The sequence below is a fragment of the Aquihabitans sp. McL0605 genome (assembly GCF_049993875.1).
In the GTDB taxonomy this organism is placed as follows: Bacteria; Actinomycetota; Acidimicrobiia; order Acidimicrobiales; family Iamiaceae; genus Aquihabitans.
On sequence record NZ_CP188252.1, the window covers coordinates 1,756,380 to 1,778,212 of the forward strand.

A 21,833-nucleotide genomic window follows, 5' to 3' on the forward strand; every position below is an offset into this window, starting at 1 on the left:
GTCAGCTCGGGTCGCTCAGGGCGCGTTCGAGCTCCTGGCGCACCGCGTCGGGGAACGTGCAGTAGAGGACCGTGCCCTCGTAGCGCCCGAGCTCGGCCACCACCGCGGGCCGAACCTCGGCGGCGACCAGCACGAGCAGGGCGGAGGTGCCGGGGTCGAGCCACTCCCCGACCTCCTTGACCCACTTGTCGTCCAGCCCGAGGTCGATGAGCTTGGCCAGCAGCGCCCCGCCACCTGCACCTGCGGCGGCAGCGGCCAGGAAGATGGGCCCGCCGAAGAGCAGGCCGGCGAGCATGCCCCAGATGGACCCGGTGAGGGCGCTGCGACCGGGGGTCGGGTCGACCGTCTGGTGGATGCGGACCTTGCCCTCGGCCGTCTTGACCACCACGACCGCGTCGTGCATGGCGATCTCGCCCTCGCCCTGGAGGTGCGACAGCGCCAGCAGGACCTCCTCGGCCCGGGTGACCTTCTCGAACGACACCCCGATGATGTGGTCGCCGTCGGAGACGCCGAGCTCCCCGGTGATGTCGGTGGTGCCCGCAACGGCAGCGTCGGCGATGGGCTCGGTCATCCCCCGATCCTACCGACGGCACCCCGCCGACCGCCGGGCGGCTCCGGCGCCGACGCGATCAGGTCTGGAGGTCTCGGTGCTCTTGGTAGAAGGAGAGGATCTGGAGCTCGAGGGCCAGGTCGACCTTCCGGAGCGAGACGCCGTCGGGCACCGTGATCACCACGGGGGCGAAGTTGAGGATCGAGCCGACGCCGGCCGCGACCAGGCGGTCGGCGACGTCCTGAGCGGCGGCGGCGGGGGTGGCGATGACCCCGATGCCGATCTTCATGGTCTTGGCCAGGTCGGGCAGCTCGTCGATGTGGTGCACCTCGACGCCGTGGATCAACATGCCGACCTTGCCCTTGTCGGCATCGATCAGGGCCGCGACGGGGAAGCCCCGCTGGGTGAAGCCGCCGTAGTTGGCGAGGGCGCTGCCCAGGTTGCCGGCCCCGACGATGGCGACGGGCCAGTCGTGGGTGAGGCCCAGCTCGCGGCTCATCTGGAACAGCAGGTACTCGACGTCGTAGCCCACGCCGCGGGTGCCGTAGGACCCCAGGTACGAGAGGTCCTTGCGCACCTTGGCGGCGTTGACGCCGGCCATCTCGGCGAGCCGCTCGGACGACACGGTGGCGATCTTCTCGTCGACCAGCTCCGCGAGGCTGCGCAGGTACACCGGAAGCCGGGCGACGGTGGCCTCGGGGATGTGTCGGACACGATCAGACATGCCCGCACGACGCTAGTGCGCCCGTTCACATGACTCGCAGCCGGGCCCGTCGGCCCGGGGGTCAGCGCAGTGCTCGGCGCAGGACCTTGCCCGACAGGTTCTGGGGGAGCTCCTCGACGAAGTTCACCTTCTGCGGGCACTTGTACCGGGCGAGGTGCTTGGCGGCGTGCTCGATGACCGCGTCCTCCTCGAGCGAGTAGCCGTCGGCCACCACCACGAACGCCTTGACCGCCTCGCCGGTGTGGGGGTGCGGGACGCCCACCACGGCGCACTCGCGGACGCCGTCGAGCTCGAGCAGCACCTCTTCGACCTCGGCCGGGAAGACGTTGAAGCCCGACACGATGATGAGGTCCTTGGCCCGGTCGACCAGGAAGAGGAAGCCCTCGTCGTCGACCAGGGCGATGTCGCCCGTGTGGAGCCAGCCCTCGTCGTCGATGCAGGCGCGGGTGGCCTCGGCGTCGTTCCAGTAGCCCTGGAACACGTTGGGGCCCTGCACCCAGATCTCGCCCGGATCGCCCACCAGGACGTCTTCGCCGTCGACGTCGACCAGACGGACCTCGACGCCGTCGACGGGCGCGCCCACCGAACCGGGCCGCCAGGGAAGGCCGATCGAGGCGGTGACGACGGGCGACGCCTCGGTGAGGCCGTAGCCCTCGCCGACCTCGAGGCCGAAGCGGGAGCGGAGGGTCTCGGCGACGTGCGGGTCGAGGTGGGCCGCTCCCGAGGTGGCCACCTTGATGGTGGCGAACGAGTCGGCGGGCAGCCCGGGCATGGCGGCCCACGCCGCCCACATCTGCGGGGCGCCGGGGAGGACGGTGACCCCGTGCTTCTCGATGGCGTCGAGCGCCGACATGGGATCGAACCGCTCGACGAGCAGGACCGACGCGCCGGCCACGAGAGCGGTGCCGAGCACCACGTTGAGGCCGAAGATGTGGAACATCGGCAGCACGCCGAAGCCCACATCGGTGGGATCGCCCTCGCCGCGCAGGGCGATGATCTGCTCGAGGTTGGCGAGCAGGTTGCCGTGCGACAGCATCGCCGCCTTGGGCGAGCCGGCGGTGCCGCTGGTGAAGATCAGCACCGCGAGGTCGTCGGGGCCGCGATCGACGATGGGGACGGCCGGCGTCTCCAGCAGGTCGTCGAGGAGGATGGCGCCCTCCTCGCGGACGCCCTCGCTGTGGATCACGAACTCGAGCACGGGGAGGCGGCTGCGGTCGATGCCGTCGGCCGTGGAGCGGCCCGCGGGGCCGACGAGGATGGCGCGGGCGCCGACGGCGGCCAGCTCCCGCTCGAGCTCGCGGACCGGGCTGAGCGGGTTGAGCGGCACGGCCACGGCGCCGGCACCCAGGACCGCCAGGTAGGAGGCCACGAAGTACCAGTTGTTGGCACAGATGATGCCGATGCGGTCGCCGGGATCGATCCCCAGGCCGATCAGGCCGGCGCGCAGGCCACCCACCTGCTCGCGCAGCTCGCCGTAGGAGGTGGTGCGACCGCGGCTGATGAGCGCGGTGGCCTCAGCGGGGTGGGGCTCGATGGCAGCAGCGAGATTCACGTGGACCTCAGGTGGTGGCACAAACCGGCCGGAACCGGCCGGGCAACCAGTGCAGCACAACTCGGCGCCCCGCGTCCGATCCGTCGAGCCGAGCCTCCTGGCACACTGGACCGATGGGGGACGGGGCGCTGGTCATCGATTGCGAGGGCCTCACGCGGAGCTTCCCGTCGGGCGTGGCGCTCGACGGGCTCACCCTCGACGCGCGCGCCGGCGAGGTGATCGCCCTGCTCGGCCCGAACGGAGCCGGCAAGACCACGACGATGCGCCTCCTCAACGGCGTGCTGCACCCCGACCACGGCCGGGCCCGCGTCCTCGGGCTCGATCCGTGGACGCAGGGCGAGGAGCTCCGCCGGCGCACCGGGGTGCTCACCGAGAACGCCGGGCTCGACGAGCGCTTCACCGCGCTGGAGAACCTGGAGTTCGTGGGGCGGCTCCGCGGCATGACCGAGGCCGAGGCCCGGCGCCGCGGCGGTGACCTGCTGGAGCGCTTCGACATGGGCGACCGCGCCGACGTCAAGGTGCAGGGCTTCTCCACCGGCCAGCGCAAGCGGGTGGCCCTGGCCCGGGCGCTGCTCCACGACCCGGAGCTGCTGTTCCTCGACGAGCCCACGTCGGGCCTCGACCCCGCGGCCACCCGCGACGTCGTCGATCTGATCGGGTCGCTCGCCAACGACCTCGGCCGCACCGTCGTGCTCTGCACGCACTTCCTGGGCGAGGCGGGCCACCTCGCGTCGCGGATGGCCGTCCTGTTCCACGGCCGGCTCCACGCGTTCGGTACCCCCGACGACCTCGCCGCCGAGCTGTGGTCGAGCTTCGAGGTGGGCCTCGACCTCGGGGCCCCCGCCGCGCCGGGGCTGGTCCGCCACCTCGCCGAGCTGCCGTTCGTGCGGCAGGCGACGGCGACCGACGACGGCGCCCGGGTGCACGTCGGCGACCGCAAGGAGGTCCCCGTCGTCGTCGCGGCCTGCGTGGCGGCCGGAGCGTCGGTGTACGCGGTCGACCCCCACGACCCCAACCTGGAGGACGTCTACTTCGCCATCGAGGCCGCCGCCACGGCCGCCGCCACCGCCGGGGCCGAGCCGCCGTCGGCGCCCGCAGGTGCCGCCGGCCCGGAGCTGGTCCCGTGACCGCCGACGGCCCCGTCGACGCCACGAAGGTCGACTGGGCGGCGGTCCGCGCCATCGTGCGCAAGGACCTCACCGCCGTCCGCCGGTCGAAGGCGGTCATGTTGCCGATGCTGCTCGTCCCGGTCGTGCTGCTGGTCCTGCTGCCCTTGTCGGTCGGTCTGGCCGCCGGCAGCTCCCGGCTCGACGTCGATGACTTCCTGAACGTGCTGCCGGGCCGGCTGATCGAGCCCATCATCGGGCTCCCGCACCACGAGCGCCTGGTGATCCTGGTCCTCGGCTACCTGGTGGCCCCGCTGTTCCTGATCGTGCCGCTGATGGTGTCGGCGGTGCTGGCCAGCGATGCGTTCGCCGGCGAGAAGGAGCGCAAGACGCTCGAGACGATGCTGCACCTCCCCGTCCGCGACAAGGACCTCTACATCGCCAAGCTGCTCGTCGGCTTCCTGCCCTCGGTCGCCGTCTCGTGGATCGGGTTCGCCCTGTTCACGGTGGTGGCCAACGCCTCGGCGTGGCGAGTGATGCACCGGATCTTCATGCCCACGGTCCTGTGGGCCGTGATGATCCTGTGGATCGCGCCCGCGGTGGCCGCCCTGGGGCTGGGGATCATGGTGCGCGTGTCGATCCGGGTGAACAGCACCCAGGAGGCTCAGCAGCTCGGCGGCGCGGTGGTGCTCCCGCTGGTGATCCTGGCGGTCGCGCAGACCACGGCGCTGATGCTGGCGGGCATGGCCGCCACCGTCACCGCCGGCGCGGTCTTCTGGGTCATCGCGATCTGGCTGAACGTGCGCGGCGTGCGAGGGTTCACCCGCGACCGGCTGGCGGCCCGCCTCTAGCGCTCGCTCACTTGCCCAGGATGACCAGCTGCAGCGTGGCGGCCAGCAGGATCATGCCGAGCAGCACGGCGAGCACGATGGTGGTGGCGGGCCTCATGGCTTCTCCTTGAGGGTCACGGGGGTGATCACGCCGGCTCGGATCCCGTCATCGCCGAGCGGGGCCAGGATCACCTCGTCGCCGGTGGCGATCCCCAGCTCGTCGGCGGCCGAGGTGCGGTCGACGGCGATGGACACCAGGCCGTAGGAGTCGACCACCAGCCCGATCTCGCCGGTGGCCACGTCGCCGTAGGTGTCGTGGCGGACGCCGGTGCGGGTGCGGCCGCCGAAGCGCAGCTCGACCCGCGGCCCGAACTCGTCGATCTCGGCGGGATCGACGTTGAGCTGCAGGTTGCCGAACGAGTCGGTCCACAGCACCTCGGCGGCGAGCGCGCCGTCCTCGACCCGGGTGATCGGGATCATGCCGGGCATGAGGCCGTTGATGTCGAGCTCCGGGCCCAGGTCGAGCAGGTCGACGCCGTTGCAGAGGTGGGCGGCCGCCGGGCCGAAGATGTCGCGACCGGCGAACGTGGGGCCGGGCGCGGGGAGCTGGTAGTCGAGGTTGGTCAGCTCGACGGCACGGGTGGCGCCGCCGACCATGGCGACCGCCGGCGCCAGCAGCCCGTTGTCGGGCCCCACCAGCACCGAGGCGCCCCCGCCGACCTCGACGGCGATGGCCCGGCGATGGGTGCCCACCCCCGGGTCGACCACCGCCAGCACCACGCCGGGCGCCAGGTACTGCGCGGCCCGGGCGAGCGTGAGCCCCCCGGCGCGGATGTCGTGGGCCGGCACCTGGTGCGAGATGTCGATGACGGCCACCTCGGGTGCGAGCTGGCGGATGACCGAGTGGACGACGCCGACGAACTCGTCGGCGTGCCCGTAGTCGGTCAGGAAGGAGATGGTGTCGTAGCGGGGCACAGTGCTCCGACCCTACGGCTTGACCTGACCGCCGCGACAGGCGACGGACGCGCGGGCGCGGCGCAGGGTCAGCCCATCTCCTTGGCCCGCGTGACGGCGGCCACCACGGCATCGATGAGCGATGCCCGGACGCCGCCGGCCTCGAGGGCGCGCACGCCGGCAGCGGTGGTGCCCCCCGGTGACGTGACGTTGGCCCGGGCCTCGGCGGGCGGGGTGCCCTGGGCCAGCAGCTCGGCCGAGCCGCGGAGGGTCTGGATGGTGAGGGCCGAGGCCACGTCCCGGGGCAGGCCCACCAGGACGCCGGCGTCGATCAGCGCCTCGGCGATGAGGAACACGTAGGCCGGGCCCGACCCGGACAGGCCCGTGACCATGTCGATCTGCTCCTCGCTGACCCGGACGACCGTGCCCACGGCGCCGAGGATCTGCTCGGCCCACACCAGGTCGTCATCGGTGGCGGCCGCGCCGCCGGCGATGGCCGCGGCGCCCATCCCGACCAGCGCCGGGGTGTTCGGCATCGCCCGGACCACGGCGGTACCGTCGGGCACCGCGGCTTCGAGCGTGGCCAGGCGGACCCCCGCGGCGATCGACAGGATGCGGCGGACCCCGAGCCGGCCGAGCGCACCCGACACCTCGGCCACGCCCTGGGGCTTCACCGCCACGATGGCGCCGTCGGCGGCCACCAGCTCGGCGGAGCAGCGGATCCCGGGGAACCGCTCGAGCAGGGCGGCGCGGCGGGCGGCGTCGAGCTCGACCACCACCACCTCGTCCGGGGGCGCCCAGCCGCTGGCCAGCAGGCCGCCGAGCAGGGCCTCGCCCATCTTCCCGCCACCGACCACCACGAGCTGCGTCATGGCCCGCAGGCTAGGCGACCACGGCCAGACGCCCTGGTGGGAAAGGACGAGCTGCAGCCGGCTCGGGGGGAGGGTGGGCCGGCTGCAGCCCGACGAGACCGGTCGGCAGGAGCACCTTCCCGATGCCCCCGTTCCGCCGGTGTGGCCACAGTACCAAAGCAATCGAAAGATAACAAGAGTCATCCTGCGGGTTCCGCCCGCCGGGGGTCGGAGCGAAGCCGCCGGCAGGGCTCAGCCGTGGAAGCGGGAGGCGAAGCCGATCCGCATGGCCGGCCGGAAGCACTGCTCCACGTAGGCGTAGGTGGAGCCGAGGATCCGGTCGAGCTCGTCGTCGGTGACCGTCTCGACCGGCACCTGGCCCTGCAGGAACACGGCATCTTCGATCCCGATGGCGAAGGCCATGGCGTGGAGCTTCTGGTTGCGGCGCAGCAGGTGCTCGTAGAGCTGCCCGTGGTTCTCCTCGGGTGCCGGCATCACGTAGGTCTCGTGGTGCAGCGAGCGCTGGCGCAAGGTGAGCCACAGCGTGAAGACGTCCTTCTCCTCGCCGTGGACCCGCACGTACCAGCGGGCCACGTCGGCGGAGGCGTCGCGCTCGACCGCGGCCACCACCGGGTTGCCGGCCAGCTCGCGCGCCGCCCAGGCATCGATCCGCTCCCCGGCACGGGCCAGCTCGATCTCGGTGGCCGGATCGGTCATGCGGCGCAGTCGACCAGCGACCGCAGCGACAGGTCGCCGTAGATGCGGCGCAGCCGCGCGGCTGCGGTGGACCACGTGTAGCCCTGGGCCCGGACGGCAGCGTCGGCGCCCATCCGAGCGGCGCGCTCAGGGCTGGCCAGCAGGGTGCGGACCGCGGCAGCGAACGCCGCCGGGTCGCGCTCCTCCAGCAGGAACCCGGTGCGGCCATCGTCGACCAGGGTGCGCAGCCCGCCCACCGCGGCAGCCACGACGGGGATCCCGCAGGCGGCCGCCTCGAGGGCGACGAGGCCGAACGACTCGGACCGGCTGGGCACCAGCACCACATCGGCGGCCCGGTAGTAGGTGGACAGCAGGTGGTGGGGCTGGGGCGGGACGAACCGGAGCTGCTGGCGCACCCCGAGCTGATCGGCGAGCGCCAGCACAGCCCGCAGCTCGCCATCGCCGTCGGCACCGCTGGGGCCGCCGACGACCACCAGCTCGGCATCGGGCCGGCGCAGCTCGGCCAGGGCGCCGATGGCGACCGGAAGGCCCTTCAGCGGCTGGATGCGGCCCACGAACAGCAGCACCGGGTGGTCGCCCAGGCCGAGGGCCCGGCGGGCGCCGGCGCGCTCGCCCGGCGAGAAGAAGGCGTGCTCCACGCCCGGCGGCACGATCTCGATGCGCTTGGGGTCGGCCCCGTACAGCGACTCGAGCTGGCCGACCTCTTCGACCGAGTTGGCCAGGATCACGTCGGAGCAGCCCACCACCTCGGCCTCGGCGTCGATGCGGCGCTGGGGCTCGGGATCGCCGGTCTCGGCCTTCACCCGGGCGAGGGTGTGGAAGGTGGACACGAGGGGCAGGTCGAGCTGGTGCTTGAGCCGGTGCCCGGCGACGCCCGACAGCCAGTAGTTGGCGTGGATCACGTCGACCGGGCGCTCGCGGAGCTCGGCCAGCACGCCGCCGGTGAAGGCGTCGACCGTCTCGGGCAGCTGCTCCTTGGTGAGCGTGGCCGGGCCGGCGGGGATGTGGACCACCCGGAAGCCCGGCTCGACGGCCACCTCGTGGGGCAGGGCGTCGTCCCAGCTGCGCACGTAGACCGTGGTTCCGACCCCCGACTGGGCCAGCGATGCCGCCAGCTCCCGCACGTAGACGTTCATGCCGCCGCTGTCGCCCGTGCCCGGCTGGGTCAGCGGCGACGAGTGCAGCGAGAGGACGGCGAGCTCGGTCACGGAAGGCACGAGGGGTTCAACGCCCGGCGAGCGCCTCGGATTCCGCGTCGCCCAGATCCTCTGGCGGAGCCTGGCCCCCGACGGTGCCGTTGGCCTTGGCCTTGGCCTGGCCGTTGGGGGTGGCCTTCGGCGCCGCCGGGGTCGACCCGAGGTCTCCCCCACCGTCGTCGGTGAACGCGCCCTGGCCGTCGATCTCGGGCTCGAACCCCGCCGCCCGGCGCTCGGCCCGGAACGACTCGTAGATCTGCACGATGGTCTTCTTCTGCTCTTCGTTGAGCCAGATGTCGCGGCGGATCTCGGTGATGAGGTCGGTGTCGCCCTCTCGCGGCTCGAGGATCCCGGCGCGGATGTAGAGCGTCTCCGAGCTGATCTCGAGGGCTCGGGCGATCTGCTGGAGGATCTCGGCCGACGGCTTGCGCAGCCCGCGCTCGATCTGGCTCAGGTACGGGTTGGAGATCCCCGCCATCTCGGAGAGCTTCCGCAGGGACAGGTGCCCGACACGGCGCTGCTCACGGATGAACTCGCCAAGGTCACCCCATCGCGTCTCGAGCTCGGCCATGCGCCCAACGATACGGGCTGGTCGGCGCGGAACCCCAACCGGGGCAAGCGTTTGCTTGCCGCTCGCGAACGGTGGTGCGGGTCAGGCCCCGCCGCTCAGGACGTCGTCGACCTGGGCCTCGCCGCTGCGGTAGCGGTTCGTGATCTCGGCCTGCAGGGCATCGATGCGGTCGAAGAGGCGGCGGCGGAAGCCCGAGACCTCGTGCTCGAGCTCGCTCAGCTCGGTGGCCACCGCGGCCAGGGCTTCGTCGTCGGCCTCGCCGGGCGACTCGATCGGCACCCGCTCGGTGATCTCGGTGAGGCGGTCGGCCAGCTCGCCGCTGAGCTCGCCGGGCTCCATGGTGGGGGGCAGCCGGCCCGGGCCGGGCGCGTGGATCCGGTCGGCCAGGATCTCAGGCAGCCGGTCGACCAGGTCGGAGACGTCGTAGCGGTCGCCGCCGCGCCCGCGCCGGTCGATCTCGCCGGTGACGATGTCGTGGCGGCCCTGGACCATGCGGCGCAGGTACGACAGCTGCGTCTCCACGGCCTGGCACTCGCCCCGGAGGGCTCGCAGCTGCGCGACCGACAGGTCGGCGAGGCCATCGAGGTAGTCGTCGGCGAGGATCCGATCCAGCTCGGGGTCCATGCAATCTCCTGGGTAGCGGCTGACGGCCGTCGTGACCGATGGTAGTGCGGCGGCCTCGCCGAGTGGTCAGACCGCTCGGGCGAGGTACAGGCCCACGAGGCCGGCCCAGGCCGGCGCCACCACCAGCATGGTGTCGAGCCGCCGCAGCGCCGGCGCGTGGCTGTTGGCCCGGGGCAGCATCGCCGACGCCAGGATCTGGCCGGCCGGGCAGGCGATCATCGCCAGCACCGAGAAGCTCCAGATGTCGACCCCGCGGAACGGCGGCACCTTCAGCACCGCGAACAGCGTGGTGGCGGCGGCGATGAACAAGATCCCGTAGACGGGCCCTTCGACGCCGTTGCTCGCACCGGAGCCCATGATGAAGTCGCTGGCGTCGTAGACCATCACGAACACCAGCAGGATGAGCAGGGCCCCGATCTCGTACTCGGCCAGCAGCACCAGCGATGCCGCGGCTCCGCCGCAGATGCCGGCGGCCGCCACGGTGAGCCCGGCCCGCGGGATGGGCAGGCGGCCGGGCTCGGGCGTGGCGAGCGCCACCGCGAGCGCCGCCACCACGAGCAGCAGGTAGCCGATGCCGAGCGCCTGGGTACCCAGCGTGGCGGCCACCGCGAGCGCCGAGCCGCCGAACGCGGCGACGGCCCAGTCGGCCGTGGACCGGGTGCCGCGGTGGGCCTCGATCACCTGCGCCGCCGCCCAGCCGGCGGTGATGCCGTAGAGCACGGCGAGACCCCACGGGCGCAGCGCCTGCGGGGCCAGGGCGGCGACCACGGCCAGGGCCCACAGGACCCCGAGGCGGACCTTGGGCCCCTGCGTGTCGTAGGGGTTCCCGTAGCGCTTGCGGAACGTGGTGGCGTGGTCCTCCTCCTGGGGGAGGACCTCGGCCGCCGGCGGGCGCGTCGCCCGGATGCGGCGCAGGCGGGCCGTGTGGGTCTCGCCGTCGGGGCCGGGCGCCCGCTTGCGGGAACGGGCCGGGGCCGGTTCGGCGACGGTCTCGGGCTCGGCGGCCTCGGGCGCGGCGGGAGCCGGGTCGGTCTCGCGGAACGTGACGCCGGTGGGCGGGGCGACCGCCGGGCGCGGTCGGGGCGGGCGGGCGACCGGCTCGGGGCGCGGGCCGGGCGCCTCGGGGATGGGGGCCTTGGTGCGCGGCGGGACGGGCCCCGGAGGGCTGTCGGCCGGACGGGGTGCCGCCGGGGCGGGCGCCACGGGCGCGGCCGGAGGGCGACCGGAGCGGGGTGGGGACCCGGCGCCCCGAGGCGGGCGCGGCGGGCGGCGGGGACCGGGAGGGGCGGCGTCGCTCACCAGGCACCTCCGGAGACCGGCGGCAGGATCGCCACCTCGTCGTCGGGGCCGACGACCTGGTCGGGCGAGGCCGGATCGCCGTTGACCCACACGGCGCAGCTGGGCAGGATCGCGGCGAAGTCGTCGCCGTACCGCTCGGTGGCGGAGGCGAGGATGTCGGCCACCGAGTCGCCCGGCACGAGGTCCCGGGCGGTGCCGGCGGCGGTGCGGGCAGCTGCGAAGAGCCGGAGGACGGCCATGGCGGATGGGGATCCTACCGGTGGGCCGTCACCGCAACCCATCCGGCCGGCGGCGCCGCACCCACCCGGTACGGTGGCCGACGCCATGACCCGACTCCTCCTCGTCCGCCACGGTGAATCGATCTGGAACGCCGACGGGCGTTGGCAGGGGCAGGCCGACCCGCCGCTGTCCGAGCGGGGCCGGCGCCAGGCCGCCACCGCCGCCGGGGCGATCGGCACCGTCGACGCCATCATCACCTCCGACCTCGAGCGGGCCGCCGACACCGGCGCCATCATCGCCCGGATCATCGGGATCGAGCCGGTCGTCGTCGAGCCCCGGCTGCGAGAGCGCGATGCCGGATCGCTCTCGGGGCTCACCCGGCCCGAGATCCACGTCGAGTTCCCCGGCCTGCTCCCCGACGACCCCAACGGGTACGTCGCCGGGGCCGACGGGCTGCCTGCCTGGCCCGCCGACTGGGAGTCCGACACCCACCTCTGGGAGCGCGTCGAGGTGGCGCTGGTCGCCATCGCCCGCCTGGTGACCGACGGCGACATCGTCGTCGTCACCCACGGCGGTGTGATGTACGCCATCGAGCGGCGGCTCGGCGCCCCCGACCGCGGGCGCCTGTCCAACCTCGGCGCCGTGTGGCTCGAGGTCGATGGCGACCGGATGGCGATCGGGCCGCGGGTCGACCTCATCGACCCCGCCGACGCCACCGCCATCGAGGCCGACCGGATCTGACCGGAGCTGTCGTGGAGGTCACGGTCATCCGCAGCCCCAAGCGGCGCAAGACCGCGCAGGCGCGGATGGTCGACGGCCGGCTCGAGGTCCGCATCCCGGCCCGGTCGTCGAAGGCCGAGGAGAAGCGCCTCGTCGAGGTGTTCCGCCGCCGCTACGAGCGCGCCGGCACCTCGGCCCAGGTCGACCTCACGGCCCGGGCCAAGAAGCTGGCCAAGCAGTTCGACCTGCCGGTGCCCACCGAGATCCGCTGGGTCGGCAACCAGGCCCACCGCTGGGGGTCGTGCACGCCCTCCACCGGGGTCATCCGCATCTCGGACCGCATGGCGGAGTACCCGCCGTGGGTGGTCGACCACGTCATCGTCCACGAGCTGGCCCACCTGGTGGAGCGGCGCCACGGCCCGGCGTTCCAGGCCCTGGCCGACCGGTACCCCCTGGCCGAGCGGGCCGAGGGCTACCTCCTGGCCAAGACCGGCGGCGACGCGCCCGACACCGATGCGCTCGCCGACGACGAGGAGCCCGACGAGGCCGCCGCACGCGGCACCGAGCGGAGCGACGGCGACGGGGATGCGGGCGACGGCGACCCGGCCGACGGGCGCCTGTTCAGCTGACGCGGGTGGGGTCTTCGGCCAGCAGGGCGTCGTCGATGGGCTGCCCGGTGGCCGGATCGATCCCGTAGGTCCCGGCGTCGAGGGCGGCGATGGCGGCGTCGACCGCGTCGAGGTCGCGCTCGATCTGGGTGAGCGCCTCCAGGTCGACCGCGGGCGGCGCCTCGGCGGGAGCCGGGACCACGATGACCTCGTCGACGACCGTGATCTCCTCGGCGACCACCACACCGTCGACCACCACGACCTCGTCGATCACGGTGAGCTCCTCGATCACGTCGGCATCGGCGTCGACATCGGCGTCGGCACCGGGATCGCCCAGCTCGACGCCCTCGGGCAGGAAGGCGGCGAGGTCGACCTCGATCTCCTGCGCCTTGCCGGCCGCGGGCTCGGGGGATCCGTCGGGCGTGAAGGGTGCGTCGGTCACGATCGGCGATGCTACCGGTCGGCCCCGAACCCCGACCCCGGGGGCACGATCCACCGGGTGGCCTGCCCGGTGACCGCGGCGATGCGGTCGAAGTCTCGATCGTGGTGCAGCACCGTCGCCCCGTGCACCTCGGCCGTGGCCGCGATCAGCAGGTCCATCACGGCGAGACGGTGCTGACCGCGACGGGCGAGCAGCGCTTGCACCTCGAGCGCCCGAGCCGCCGACTCCGCGTCGACCGGCAACCACACCTGGGCCTCGAGCTGACCCCGAACCCGGTCGCACTCAGCGCGGTTGCGAGTGGAGTACAGGATCTCCATCGCACTGACCTCGCAGCTCGCCATGGCACCGGCCTGCGCCAGGCGCTCGACCTGCTCCCGGGCGGACGACGAGTGGCGGACCTGCTCGAGCGCCGACTTGTCGGCGAGGACGGGGCTGATGGTCACCACCTGGCACCCCGCATGATCTCGGGGTTGCTGAGGTCTTCGAGCTCCATCAACGAGTCGATGAGCTTCATCCGCTCGGGGCGGGCGGCGATCTCCTCGAGGGCGCGGTTGATGGTGGCGACCTTGGTGGTGGTGCCCAGCACCTTGGCCGCCGCGGCGAGGGCTTCGTCGTTGACGTCGATCACGGTTCGCATCTCAGCCGGCCTCCGGGCTTGATATCGGACATCGGTCCAGATGATATCAATCTGGCGCAGCGCGTCGGCCTGGTGCTCACCGGACTAGAACACGTTCTCGCGGCCATCGGGGCGGCGCCAGGGGGTTCGCAGATGTCGGTCGTGCTCGTCGAGAAGCCGGAGCCGCACGTCGCGGTCGTCACCCTCAACCGGCCCGAGCGCCTCAACGCCATGTCCATCGAGCTGGTGCTCGAGCTGGCCGAGGTGCTGCAGGGCATCGCCGCCGACAACACGTGCCGGGTCATCGTGCTGACGGGTGCCGGGCGGGCGTTCTGCTCGGGCCTCGACCTCAAGGACCACGGCGCGGTGCCCGGCATCGACGGGCTGCAGATCGGCCAGATCGCCCAGCGGTCGATGCACGTGTACTCCCGCCTCACGCCGCTCATCCGCTCGCTCCCCCAGCCCGTCATCGCCGCCATCAACGGTGATGCGTACGGGGGTGGCATGTGCCTCACGCTGGCCGCCGAGCTGCGGTTCGCCGCCGAAGGGGCACGGTTCAACGCCACCGGCATCGTCAACGGGCTGAGCAGCGTCGAGATGGGCGGGTCGTGGCTGCTCCCCCGCCTGATCGGCGCCGCCCACAGCAACGACCTCCTACTGACCGGCCGGGTCATCGACGCCGACGAAGCCGTCCGGATGGGCCTGGTGTCGCGGGTCCTGCCGGCCGACGAGCTGCTCGACGCCGCCCTGGCCACCGCCCGGCAGATGGCGGGCTACAGCGCCTACGGCCTGGCGATGACCAAGAGCACGATCTGGGCCAGCCTCGAGATCCCGAGCCTGGCCGCCGCCCAGGAGCTCGAGGACCGCAACCAGCTGATGATGGGCTTCACGGGCAACCTCCCCGAGGCCATGCGGGCCTTCGCCGAGGACCGCCCGCCCATCTACACCGACGAGCCCCGACGAGACCTCTTCAGCTGACCGCGAGGAGCTCGCCCGGCCGGCTCGAGCTCGCCGATCCGCCAGGCCCGGAGGTCAGAGCGCGATGAGGACGGCAGCGCAGGCGGCAACGCCGAGGCCGACCACCTGCGGGAGGTGGAGCCGCTCGCGCAGGTGCGACTGGGCGAGGATGATCGTCGACGCCGGGTAGAGGCCGGTGAGGGCGGCCACCACGGCGAGCATGCCGTGACGGAGGGCGATGAGGTAACAGATGTTCGCCCCCATGTCGAGGCTGCCGCTGACCATCACGTGCTTGGTGAGGCGGGGCACCTCGAAGGCGCCGCCGTGGCTGCGGCGCACGAGGAGGGCGAGCATCGGGACCGAGACGAACCGGGCCGCGAGCAGCGGCCAGAGCCCAGCCGACGACGACGTCTGGTGCAGGCACACGAAGAACAGGCCGAAGATGGCGCCGCCGCCCAGGGCCAGGAGCAGCACCTGGCGGCTGGCGGGGACGTGGTGCTCCGACGCCGGGCGCTCACGGGTGATCAGGAGCACGGCGACGAGCGACACGGCGATGCCGGCGATCACCATGAGCCCCGGGCGATCGCCCAGGAGCAGGCCGGCCAGGATGGGGACCAGCGAGGCGCTCAGAGCGGTGACCGGAGCGACGACGCTCATCGGGCCCTCGGCCAGCGCCCGGTAGAGCAGGACGAGTCCGCCCCCGCCGAACAGGCCGGCCACGGCGCCGAAGGCGAGGTCGCGGGGCGTGAACGAGGCGTGACCCAGGAAGGGCATCGCCGTCAGGAGCACGAGCAGACCCGAGACCTGGGCGCCGAACGCGCTGACCAGCGGGGAGGTGCGCCGGGCGGCGAGACCGCCGACGAAGTCGGCCGAGCCGTACGCGAAGGCGGCGCCGAGGGCGAGGACGATGGCCATGGGTGATCCCTTCCGTGGATCAGCCAGCCCTGTCCCTCAGCCCACGGTCACTACGCTGTACCGGTCAGTGCAGTGTAGCAGTAGGACAGTGTGTTGCACCAGTCATCCCAACAGGGTGACCGCAGACCACCTGGCCTGGCAGTCGGTAGCCTCGGCGGGTGCCTGATCCCGACGACGTGGCGGCGGCCATCGCCCGCAACGCCCGAGAGCTGCGCGGTGATCGGCAGTGGTCGCTCGATCAGCTCGCCACCCGCTCCGGCATCAGCAAGGGGATGCTCGTGCAGATCGAGCAGGCCCGCACCAACCCGAGCATCGGCACGCTGTGCCGGCTGGCCGATGCGTTCGGGGTGAGCCTCGCCCAGCTGGTCGAGCTCAGCGCCGGCGCCACCGTGCGGGTGGTCGACGCCGCCGAGGTGGTCCGCCTCTGGGAGGGCGCCGAGGGCTCGGCCGGCGATCTGCTGGTGGGCACCGACCGGTCCGAGCACGTGGAGCTGTGGCGCTGGCACCTCGCCGCCGGCGACGAGCACGACTCCGAGGGCCACCTCACCGGCACCCGCGAGCTGCTCGCGGTCCTGTCGGGCACCCTCACGCTCGAGGTCGACGGCGAGGACCACCGCGTCGAGGCGGGCGGCGCGGTGCTGTTCGATGCCGACCGGCCCCACCGCTACCGCAACGCCCACAAGCGCCCGCTGGATCTGGTCCTCGTGGTGGTGCAGCCCCCGGTGGTCGAGCCCGGCTCCGCCTCGCACCCCGGCTGAGCCAGCTGGCCGGGGTCGGATGACGACGGCCCGCCCGCGTACGGCCCCGGATCTCCCCGCCGCTGCCATCCGCGGACCCGGCTCGCGGCCGCCGAGACGCGGTGGTGGGCACCGGTCATCCGGTGCCCACCAGGCGGGTGCGGTCCCTCGGTTCAGCGAGTGAGGGAGATGGTGACCTGGATCGTTCCCCAGTCGGTGTCGGTCGGCACGACGCAGACCGTGTCGTTGTGGAGCTCGGGGGTTGCGCACGGGCCCGTTCGCCAGTTGACGCCGAGGGTGCTGGTGCCGCGGTGGGCGGTGAGGGTGACCGGCTCGCCCGGGATGAAGAGGGCGTCACAGGTCTGGACGCCCGTGCACGAGATCCCCGCGGGGTCGCTCGTGATCACGGCTCCGGACGTCGGGTCGGATGGGGCTCCGACGTTGCTCAGGATCTGCACGACGATGTGCGCCGGGTCGTCGGGCACACAGGTGATGGTCGCGACCCCCGTGCTGTCGTAGGCCAGGTGCGTCAGCCCGTGTGCGGGCTGAGCGACACGGCACGGCGATCCCTCGACGCCATCGAGCGACGAGGTCGATCCGGCGGGACCGGCGGGGCCAGCGGGTCCTTGGGGACCGGTGGCCCCTGCTGCCCCGTCGCTGCCCTGGGGGCCCGCGGGTCCCGCAGGCCCGGGAGCGCCGGCCGGGCCGGCCGGGCCACTGGGCCCGATGGGTCCCGGGTCGCCCTTCTGGTTCCACGTGAGCTCCGTCTCGCGGAGGGCTGCGGGTGAGGTGATGCAGTGACCCAGGCCGCCGGTCTTGGTCGGGTCGATCACTCGCAGGACGCCAGTGGCCTGGTTGATGCAGCCGTGGACGGTGGTGTCGGGGGTGGCGGTGGCCGCTCGAGCGACCGATGTCCCGGTGATCAGCATCAGCGTCACCGCCACCGCGGCGCCGGTTCGGGTGACGATGCGTCGGGTTCGTGGACGGTTCGGGGTCATGGGATGTCCTCCTGGGTGGTGGTGGGTGTGGTCGGGCTGGTTGCTGGGCGCGTCGAACCGCTATGGGGAGACGGCGCCGATGATGGCGAGCACGGTCGCCACGCACGCGCCTGCCGCCGCGATGGCTGCGCCGCGCGACCGCGCCGGGGACTCGGCGAGGAGGCCGACGGATGTCGCCGCGAGGATCGGGGTGATCCCGCTCCAGAAGACCGGCAGGGACACGACGGCAGCGATGCCGTACCAGAGCGCGGCCCGGTTCGGGCGCTGCACCCGGCTGAGCGCCCAGAAGTAGATGACGGCCGCGGCGACCAGGCAGACGATGCCCGTGACGATCATCGGTCCGGTGCCACCGTTGTCTCCGGCCCCCTTGTCGACGTTGGTGTTGCCGACGACGACGATCAGGGCGGCGAGCGCCACGCCGGCGAGCGCGGCCCAGGGGCGCCGGGCAGTCGCGTGGTGGTCGACCAGGGTCGATGTGGTGGTGGTCATGGGATGTCCTCCAAGGTGGTGGGATGGTCGGGCCCATCGCTCGGCCCCGTCGAGAACCCGACGAGCACCACGCCTCCGGGCACCGGCCCGGTGGTGTCGCGCCCGTCGGCATCGACGAAGCGGAGGCCCATCAACACGACGGGACAGCGGAGCGAGCCCTCGACGTGGCGGATCAGCTGATCGGTGATCGACTCGACCACGAACGGCCACGCGAACGAGGCTGATCCGACGCCGTCGGGCCCCATCCGCAACGCCTCGCCGAACGGTCTGATCTCCACCCGTTCGACGGTAGGAAACCCGGTCCGAACGGCCAATGGTACGAGTGTCCCGAGCCGTCCGACCGTTGTCCTGATGTGGGCCTCCAGCGCGGCGATCTCGCTGTATACGCTCGATGGAAGGCGACGAGGGGGGTCGGTCAGGTTGGAGTCGACGGGACCGTTCGCCGAGAGACCCGACATGGTCGAGCGAGCCGACGAACGCGCGGTGCTCGAGGGCGCGGCCGCCTCCGCCCACGCCGGAACGGCACGCCTCGTCCTCGTCACCGGCGAGGCGGGGATCGGCAAGACCCGACTGGTGGAGGCGCTCCTCTCCGGTCTCGATGGAAGCTGGACCGTCGTCTTCCTCGAGGACGACGGCGGCGTGCTGCGCCGGCGCGAGCACCGGCGGGAGGCCGTTGCCGCCGACTCGCCTGCCGCCGACGCTCCGGTCGACGACGTCTTGGCGGCGATGCGCACCGGACCAGCAGGGAGCCCGACGGTCGTCGTGGTCGAGTCGATCGAGTCGCTCGCTCCCGCATCCATCGCCGACCTGGGCATCGCCCTCGATGCCGTCGCCGCCGAGCCGGTCCTGGTGCTGGCCACCCTGCGCACCGGCGTGCTCCCGCCGGGCTCCCAGCGAGCGCGAGCGCTGGCCGGTCTGCTCCGTCGCCGCGCCGCCCTCGAGGTTCCGGTGCCGCCACTCACCGTCGGCGGCATCGAGGCCATGGCCGCGGCCCTGGGACGGAGCGTGGAGGACGCCGCAGGGCTCCTGGCGCGCACCGCCGGCAACCCGTTCTTCGTCGAGGAGGTCCTGCTGTCCGCGAGCGGAAGACCGCCGTGGACCGTCACCGAGGCGGTCCTGGGCCGGGTCGATGCCCTCTCGCCTGAGGCGCGCCACGCGGCCGAGCTGCTCGCGCTCTCGGAGGGCCCGCTCGACATCGCGCTGCTCTCCGCGGCCTGCGGCGGCACCGACCCCTCGCTTGCGCTGCTGGACGCGGCCATCGCCGTGCCCGACGGTCCTTCGGCGCTGTCGCTGCGGCACGGTCTCGTGTCCGAGGTTATCGTCAGCCGGATGCCGGCGGACATCCGTCGGCACCACCACGAGCAGCTCGCCCGCTCGTTGTCCGAGCAGCGCGACACATCCTCGGCCGTCCTGGCGCACCACTGGGAAGAGGCGGGCTTCCCGGCCGAGGCGGCGCTGACCGCACGGCAGGCCGCCGCCGAGGCGATGGCCGCCCGTGCCTACCGGACGGCCACCGAGCACTTCCGGCTGGCCATCCGCAACCCGGATCTCCCACCCTTGGATCGGGCCGAGCTGCTCGATCAAGCAGCGGTGTCGGCCGGCTGGGCGGGGGCCGACCAGGAGGCGATCTCCTGGGCCACCGAGGCCGACGCCGCGTACCGCGCCGCGGGCGAGGCCTGGCGCGCGGTGGCGATGTGGTTGAGCCCGGGCCTCAACCACATCCCCAAGCCGGTGCTCGACCAGGCGCTGCTGGCCGACGATGCGGTGGAGCGCCTGTTCGCCGAGGAGCGCCAGGCCACCCTGGCCGGCGAGCTCGAGCAGAGCGCGACGCTGCTCCGACGGGCGCTCCACGTGGCCACCGATCGCGGCGCGGGCCCGTGGATCGTGCAGGCCGGGTTCCGCCTGACCGCCGTGGGCCAGATGGCGGAGGGCGAGACCGTCCTCCACCGGGTCAAGGCCCAGGCCGTGGCCCGCCGGGACCACGCGCTGGTGGCCAACGTGCTGTCGACGCTCGCCTACGTGGAGATGAGTCGGGGCGAGATGGCCAAGGCGCTGGTCGTCGACCGGGAGGCGCTGGCGGCGGCGCGCCGCGGCGAGACCGCGGCCTACCTGATGGAGGCCGGCGTCGCCACGCTGCTCGCCTACCTGGGCGACCTCGACGAAGCCGACGAGCTGATCGCCGAGGTCCGAGCCACCGATTCACCGATCGCCGCGGGCTTCGCCGACTTCCCGGCCTGCATCGTCGACATCGAGCGGGGAGACCTCGACGCCGCCTGGCCACGGCTGACGCGCATGGATGCGGTGGCGGCGCTGGGCATCATGCACCTCACCATCGGCGTCCACTGGGTCCGCGCCCGTGCCGCCTACCAGTCAGGGGACCCAGCCGATGCCCTCGCCGAGCTCGCCGCCGCCGCTGCTCTGAGCGGCGATGTGTTCGAACCCACTCGCCCGTCCCGCCTCCTCCTGCAGGCGACCGCGGCCGCCGAGATCGGCGACGACGATGCGTTCGATCGAGCCGCGGCCGACGTGGCCGACCTCCAAGCGCGAGGCGCGGGCCGAGAGATCCAGGCCACGCTCGAGACCGTCGCCGGTCTCGCGGCCACCCGAGACCAGGATCACGCCGCGGCCGCCACCCACCACCGCGAGGCGGCCAGCCGGTGGCTCGGGAGCAGACGCTTCATCGGTGCGGCCGAAGCCTGGGCGGCAGCCGCCGAGGCCCACCACCGGGCCGGCGATGCCGAAGGGCGGTCAGACGCGACCGAGCGAGCCCGAGCCGTGGCTGAGCCTCGGGGGCTGCGACCCGTGCTGGCGCGGCTCCAGCGCCTCGATGTCGCCGAACCTCCAGTCCCCCGAGATCCGAGGCTCGACGTGCTGACCCCGAGGGAGCGAGCGATCGCGCTTGCGGTGGCCACCGGCCAGACGAACCGTCAGGTCGGCGAGGCCCTGTTCATCTCCGAGCACACGGTCCGCAACCAGCTGGTCTCGGTCTTCGCCAAGCTCGGTGTCTCGCGGCGAGGCGAGCTCATCGCCCTGCTCCGGTCCTGACCGGACGTCGAGCCGGGCCGCCGCGGCCCGACCGCGCCCTAGGTGGGTGCGTCGGGGTCCGAGGAGGCGTCGGCGGGGGCCTCGTCGTCGTGGGTCCAGATGTCGTCGTCGTCGTCCGCCCCGGCAGGCGCGGCCGCGACCGGATCCGAGGCGATGGGGACGTCGGCCGGGTCAGCGTCTGAGCCGGCGGCTTCCACCTCAGCTTCGTCGGCCGCGAGCTGCTCGTCGGTCTCCGCCTCGCGCTCCCGGTCGACCGCGACCTGGGGCGGGTGGAGCCGGTTGCGGATCAGCACGAAGGCCGACACCGTCCCGATGACCACGCACATCCACACGTTGACCCGCACGCCCCAGATGAGCGAGGCGTGGTCGATGCGCAGCTCCTCGACCCAGAACCGGCCGATGGCGTAGCCCAGGACGTAGACGCAGAACAGCTCGCCGGGGTACAGCTTGCGGGTGCGGTCGATGAGGATCAGCAGCCCGGCGATGCCCAGGCTCCACAGCGCCTCGTACAGGAACGTGGGGTGGAACGTGGCGTACTGCTCGTAGCCGATCGGCCGGTGGGCCAGATCGATCTTCAGGCCCCACGGCAGGGTGGTGGGCCGGCCGAACAGCTCCTGGTTGAACCAGTTGCCGAACCGGCCGATGGCCTGGGCGACGGGGATGGCCGGGGCCACCACGTCGAGCAGCGGGCCCACGGGCAGGCCCTTCCGCTTGACGACGATGATGCCGACGAGGGTGCCGAGGAGGATGCCGCCGGGGATCCCGAGCCCTCCGTTGGTGATGTTGAACGCCTGTGGCCACCGGCCCTCGTAGGTGCGGTAGTCGGTGGCGACGTGGTACATCCGGGCGCCGATGACCCCGGCGGGGACGGCCCACAGGGCGATGGTGCCGATGTCGTCGGGGTTGCCGCCCCGCGCCTCCCAGCGCCGGGAGGAGATCCACACGGCTGCGATGACGCCGAGCGCGATGCACAGGCCGTAGAGCCGCAGTGTGAACGGTCCGAGCGAGATGGTGTTGAAGCTGGGGCTCGGGAGGAAGGCGAGCACGGGTCCGGCGAGCGAGGTCAGCACCTCACCGGGTTAGCACGCGGGGAGCGCGGGTCCGGTGCGGCGA

At 73.0% G+C, this 21,833-nt stretch carries 25 protein-coding genes and 1 pseudogene; 7 read left to right on the forward strand and 19 right to left on the reverse strand.

Going from position 1 to position 21,833, the window contains the following annotated elements; translation table 11 throughout:
* Position 1 precedes the first annotated feature (1 nt).
* The 3 genes and pseudogenes from ACPPVX_RS07930 to ACPPVX_RS07940 form a co-directional block, all read right to left on the reverse strand.
* Positions 2 to 571 carry a DUF1269 domain-containing protein gene (locus ACPPVX_RS07930; protein WP_426574351.1) on the reverse strand — a complete coding sequence of 190 codons (570 nt, stop codon included), beginning with the start codon at positions 569 to 571 and terminating at the stop codon, positions 2 to 4.
* A gap of 73 nt (positions 572 to 644) precedes the next feature.
* A pseudogene (locus ACPPVX_RS07935) lies at positions 645 to 1,274 on the reverse strand (redox-sensing transcriptional repressor Rex); the annotation flags it as partial.
* Positions 1,275 to 1,335: 61 nt separating this feature from the next.
* Complete coding sequence (locus ACPPVX_RS07940; RefSeq protein ID WP_426574352.1) at positions 1,336 to 2,826, reverse strand: AMP-binding protein; 1,491 nt, start codon at positions 2,824 to 2,826, stop codon at positions 1,336 to 1,338.
* A gap of 113 nt (positions 2,827 to 2,939) precedes the next feature.
* Between ACPPVX_RS07940 and ACPPVX_RS07945 the strand changes: the two genes are divergently transcribed.
* Both ACPPVX_RS07945 and ACPPVX_RS07950 read left to right on the forward strand, forming a co-directional pair.
* Complete coding sequence (locus tag ACPPVX_RS07945) at positions 2,940 to 3,953, forward strand: ABC transporter ATP-binding protein (protein ID WP_426574353.1); 1,014 nt, start codon at positions 2,940 to 2,942, stop codon at positions 3,951 to 3,953.
* Positions 3,950 to 4,783 (forward strand): ABC transporter permease subunit, encoded by an 834-nt coding sequence (locus ACPPVX_RS07950; protein WP_426574354.1) that lies wholly within the window; start codon positions 3,950 to 3,952, stop codon positions 4,781 to 4,783. Before ACPPVX_RS07945 ends, ACPPVX_RS07950 begins: the two co-directional genes overlap by 4 nt.
* Positions 4,784 to 4,876: 93 nt before the next feature.
* Here the strand turns inward: ACPPVX_RS07950 and ACPPVX_RS07955 are convergent, their stop codons facing one another.
* From ACPPVX_RS07955 to ACPPVX_RS07990, 8 genes are all read right to left on the reverse strand, one after another.
* Complete coding sequence (locus ACPPVX_RS07955; RefSeq protein ID WP_426574355.1) at positions 4,877 to 5,737, reverse strand: SAM hydrolase/SAM-dependent halogenase family protein; 861 nt, start codon at positions 5,735 to 5,737, stop codon at positions 4,877 to 4,879.
* A 68-nt stretch (positions 5,738 to 5,805) separates the two neighbouring features.
* Complete coding sequence (gene proC, locus ACPPVX_RS07960; protein ID WP_426574356.1) at positions 5,806 to 6,588, reverse strand: pyrroline-5-carboxylate reductase; 783 nt, start codon at positions 6,586 to 6,588, stop codon at positions 5,806 to 5,808.
* A gap of 231 nt (positions 6,589 to 6,819) precedes the next feature.
* Entirely contained in the window at positions 6,820 to 7,284 is a 465-nt protein-coding gene (locus ACPPVX_RS07965; protein ID WP_426574357.1) for a YbjN domain-containing protein, read from the reverse strand.
* On the reverse strand, positions 7,281 to 8,492 hold the full coding sequence (locus tag ACPPVX_RS07970; RefSeq protein ID WP_426574358.1) for a glycosyltransferase: 1,212 nt from the start codon (positions 8,490 to 8,492) through the stop codon (positions 7,281 to 7,283). Before ACPPVX_RS07970 ends, ACPPVX_RS07965 begins: the two co-directional genes overlap by 4 nt.
* 16 nt (positions 8,493 to 8,508) lie before the next feature.
* The gene (locus ACPPVX_RS07975) at positions 8,509 to 9,051 is read right to left on the reverse strand and encodes a helix-turn-helix domain-containing protein (protein ID WP_426574359.1); all 543 of its coding nucleotides are present in this window, start codon (positions 9,049 to 9,051) and stop codon (positions 8,509 to 8,511) included.
* 81 nt (positions 9,052 to 9,132) lie between these two features.
* Positions 9,133 to 9,675, reverse strand: a complete 543-nt coding sequence (locus ACPPVX_RS07980; RefSeq protein ID WP_426574360.1) for an aerial mycelium formation protein — start codon at positions 9,673 to 9,675, stop codon at positions 9,133 to 9,135.
* Positions 9,676 to 9,741: 66 nt separating this feature from the next.
* Positions 9,742 to 10,878, reverse strand: a complete 1,137-nt coding sequence (locus ACPPVX_RS07985; RefSeq protein ID WP_426574361.1) for a hypothetical protein — start codon at positions 10,876 to 10,878, stop codon at positions 9,742 to 9,744.
* A 92-nt stretch (positions 10,879 to 10,970) separates the two neighbouring features.
* Entirely contained in the window at positions 10,971 to 11,213 is a 243-nt protein-coding gene (locus ACPPVX_RS07990) for a MoaD/ThiS family protein (protein WP_426574362.1), read from the reverse strand.
* Positions 11,214 to 11,298: 85 nt separating this feature from the next.
* On the opposite strand from ACPPVX_RS07990, the gene ACPPVX_RS07995 reads away from it, so the two are divergent.
* Together ACPPVX_RS07995 and ACPPVX_RS08000 are read left to right on the forward strand one after the other, a co-directional pair.
* The gene (locus ACPPVX_RS07995) at positions 11,299 to 11,934 is read left to right on the forward strand and encodes a histidine phosphatase family protein (RefSeq protein WP_426574363.1); all 636 of its coding nucleotides are present in this window, start codon (positions 11,299 to 11,301) and stop codon (positions 11,932 to 11,934) included.
* Between the two features lie 11 nt (positions 11,935 to 11,945).
* Positions 11,946 to 12,542 (forward strand): M48 family metallopeptidase, encoded by a 597-nt coding sequence (locus ACPPVX_RS08000; RefSeq protein WP_426574364.1) that lies wholly within the window; start codon positions 11,946 to 11,948, stop codon positions 12,540 to 12,542.
* On the opposite strand, the gene ACPPVX_RS08005 is transcribed toward ACPPVX_RS08000, so the two are convergent.
* Genes ACPPVX_RS08005 through ACPPVX_RS08015 form a run of 3 tightly spaced genes read right to left on the reverse strand, consistent with a single transcriptional unit; the run spans position 12,535 to position 13,600 of the window.
* The gene (locus ACPPVX_RS08005; protein WP_426574365.1) at positions 12,535 to 12,963 is read right to left on the reverse strand and encodes a hypothetical protein; all 429 of its coding nucleotides are present in this window, start codon (positions 12,961 to 12,963) and stop codon (positions 12,535 to 12,537) included. The genes ACPPVX_RS08000 and ACPPVX_RS08005 overlap by 8 nt on opposite strands.
* A gap of 11 nt (positions 12,964 to 12,974) precedes the next feature.
* The gene (locus tag ACPPVX_RS08010; protein WP_426574366.1) at positions 12,975 to 13,406 is read right to left on the reverse strand and encodes a PIN domain nuclease; all 432 of its coding nucleotides are present in this window, start codon (positions 13,404 to 13,406) and stop codon (positions 12,975 to 12,977) included.
* The gene (locus ACPPVX_RS08015) at positions 13,403 to 13,600 is read right to left on the reverse strand and encodes a type II toxin-antitoxin system VapB family antitoxin (RefSeq protein WP_426574367.1); all 198 of its coding nucleotides are present in this window, start codon (positions 13,598 to 13,600) and stop codon (positions 13,403 to 13,405) included. The genes ACPPVX_RS08010 and ACPPVX_RS08015 overlap by 4 nt, the downstream gene beginning before the upstream one ends.
* Before the next feature lie 132 nt (positions 13,601 to 13,732).
* Between ACPPVX_RS08015 and ACPPVX_RS08020 the strand changes: the two genes are divergently transcribed.
* A complete protein-coding gene (locus ACPPVX_RS08020) occupies positions 13,733 to 14,557 on the forward strand; it encodes an enoyl-CoA hydratase-related protein (protein ID WP_426574368.1) in 825 nt (274 codons plus the stop codon).
* 54 nt (positions 14,558 to 14,611) lie between these two features.
* Here the strand turns inward: ACPPVX_RS08020 and ACPPVX_RS08025 are convergent, their stop codons facing one another.
* Positions 14,612 to 15,451: an EamA family transporter gene (locus tag ACPPVX_RS08025; RefSeq protein WP_426574369.1), complete on the reverse strand. Its 840-nt coding sequence runs from the start codon at positions 15,449 to 15,451 to the stop codon at positions 14,612 to 14,614.
* A gap of 158 nt (positions 15,452 to 15,609) precedes the next feature.
* Between ACPPVX_RS08025 and ACPPVX_RS08030 the strand changes: the two genes are divergently transcribed.
* Complete coding sequence (locus tag ACPPVX_RS08030; protein WP_426574370.1) at positions 15,610 to 16,209, forward strand: helix-turn-helix domain-containing protein; 600 nt, start codon at positions 15,610 to 15,612, stop codon at positions 16,207 to 16,209.
* Between the two features lie 152 nt (positions 16,210 to 16,361).
* On the opposite strand, the gene ACPPVX_RS08035 is transcribed toward ACPPVX_RS08030, so the two are convergent.
* From ACPPVX_RS08035 to ACPPVX_RS08045, 3 genes are read right to left on the reverse strand one after another with little or no spacing between them, the layout of a single operon-like run.
* The gene (locus tag ACPPVX_RS08035; protein WP_426574371.1) at positions 16,362 to 17,186 is read right to left on the reverse strand and encodes a hypothetical protein; all 825 of its coding nucleotides are present in this window, start codon (positions 17,184 to 17,186) and stop codon (positions 16,362 to 16,364) included.
* A gap of 60 nt (positions 17,187 to 17,246) precedes the next feature.
* A complete protein-coding gene (locus ACPPVX_RS08040; RefSeq protein ID WP_426574372.1) occupies positions 17,247 to 17,675 on the reverse strand; it encodes a hypothetical protein in 429 nt (142 codons plus the stop codon).
* Positions 17,672 to 17,953 carry a hypothetical protein gene (locus ACPPVX_RS08045; protein ID WP_426574373.1) on the reverse strand — a complete coding sequence of 94 codons (282 nt, stop codon included), beginning with the start codon at positions 17,951 to 17,953 and terminating at the stop codon, positions 17,672 to 17,674. Before ACPPVX_RS08045 ends, ACPPVX_RS08040 begins: the two co-directional genes overlap by 4 nt.
* Before the next feature lie 178 nt (positions 17,954 to 18,131).
* Between ACPPVX_RS08045 and ACPPVX_RS08050 the strand changes: the two genes are divergently transcribed.
* The gene (locus ACPPVX_RS08050; protein WP_426574374.1) at positions 18,132 to 20,720 is read left to right on the forward strand and encodes a LuxR C-terminal-related transcriptional regulator; all 2,589 of its coding nucleotides are present in this window, start codon (positions 18,132 to 18,134) and stop codon (positions 20,718 to 20,720) included.
* A gap of 38 nt (positions 20,721 to 20,758) precedes the next feature.
* Here ACPPVX_RS08050 and lgt read toward each other — a convergent pair whose 3' ends face one another.
* Complete coding sequence (lgt, locus tag ACPPVX_RS08055) at positions 20,759 to 21,790, reverse strand: prolipoprotein diacylglyceryl transferase (RefSeq protein WP_426574375.1); 1,032 nt, start codon at positions 21,788 to 21,790, stop codon at positions 20,759 to 20,761.
* Positions 21,791 to 21,833 lie beyond the last annotated feature (43 nt).

Bases quoted from the DNA above. Each gene is read 5' to 3' on its own strand.
- ACPPVX_RS08040 (WP_426574372.1), bottom strand. From the start codon at position 17,675: ATGACCACCACCACATCGACCCTGGTCGACCACCACGCGACTGCCCGG.
- ACPPVX_RS07945 (WP_426574353.1), top strand. From the start codon at position 2,940: ATGGGGGACGGGGCGCTGGTCATCGATTGCGAGGGCCTCACGCGGAGC.
- ACPPVX_RS07975 (WP_426574359.1), bottom strand. From the start codon at position 9,051: ATGGCCGAGCTCGAGACGCGATGGGGTGACCTTGGCGAGTTCATCCGT.
- ACPPVX_RS07980 (WP_426574360.1), bottom strand. From the start codon at position 9,675: ATGGACCCCGAGCTGGATCGGATCCTCGCCGACGACTACCTCGATGGC.
- ACPPVX_RS08050 (WP_426574374.1), top strand. From the start codon at position 18,132: ATGGTCGAGCGAGCCGACGAACGCGCGGTGCTCGAGGGCGCGGCCGCC.
- ACPPVX_RS08025 (WP_426574369.1), bottom strand. From the start codon at position 15,451: ATGGCCATCGTCCTCGCCCTCGGCGCCGCCTTCGCGTACGGCTCGGCC.
- ACPPVX_RS07930 (WP_426574351.1), bottom strand. From the start codon at position 571: ATGACCGAGCCCATCGCCGACGCTGCCGTTGCGGGCACCACCGACATC.
- ACPPVX_RS08020 (WP_426574368.1), top strand. From the start codon at position 13,733: ATGTCGGTCGTGCTCGTCGAGAAGCCGGAGCCGCACGTCGCGGTCGTC.
- ACPPVX_RS07995 (WP_426574363.1), top strand. From the start codon at position 11,299: ATGACCCGACTCCTCCTCGTCCGCCACGGTGAATCGATCTGGAACGCC.
- ACPPVX_RS07965 (WP_426574357.1), bottom strand. From the start codon at position 7,284: ATGACCGATCCGGCCACCGAGATCGAGCTGGCCCGTGCCGGGGAGCGG.
- ACPPVX_RS08015 (WP_426574367.1), bottom strand. From the start codon at position 13,600: ATGCGAACCGTGATCGACGTCAACGACGAAGCCCTCGCCGCGGCGGCC.
- ACPPVX_RS08035 (WP_426574371.1), bottom strand. From the start codon at position 17,186: ATGACCCCGAACCGTCCACGAACCCGACGCATCGTCACCCGAACCGGC.
- ACPPVX_RS07990 (WP_426574362.1), bottom strand. From the start codon at position 11,213: ATGGCCGTCCTCCGGCTCTTCGCAGCTGCCCGCACCGCCGCCGGCACC.
- proC (WP_426574356.1), bottom strand. From the start codon at position 6,588: ATGACGCAGCTCGTGGTGGTCGGTGGCGGGAAGATGGGCGAGGCCCTG.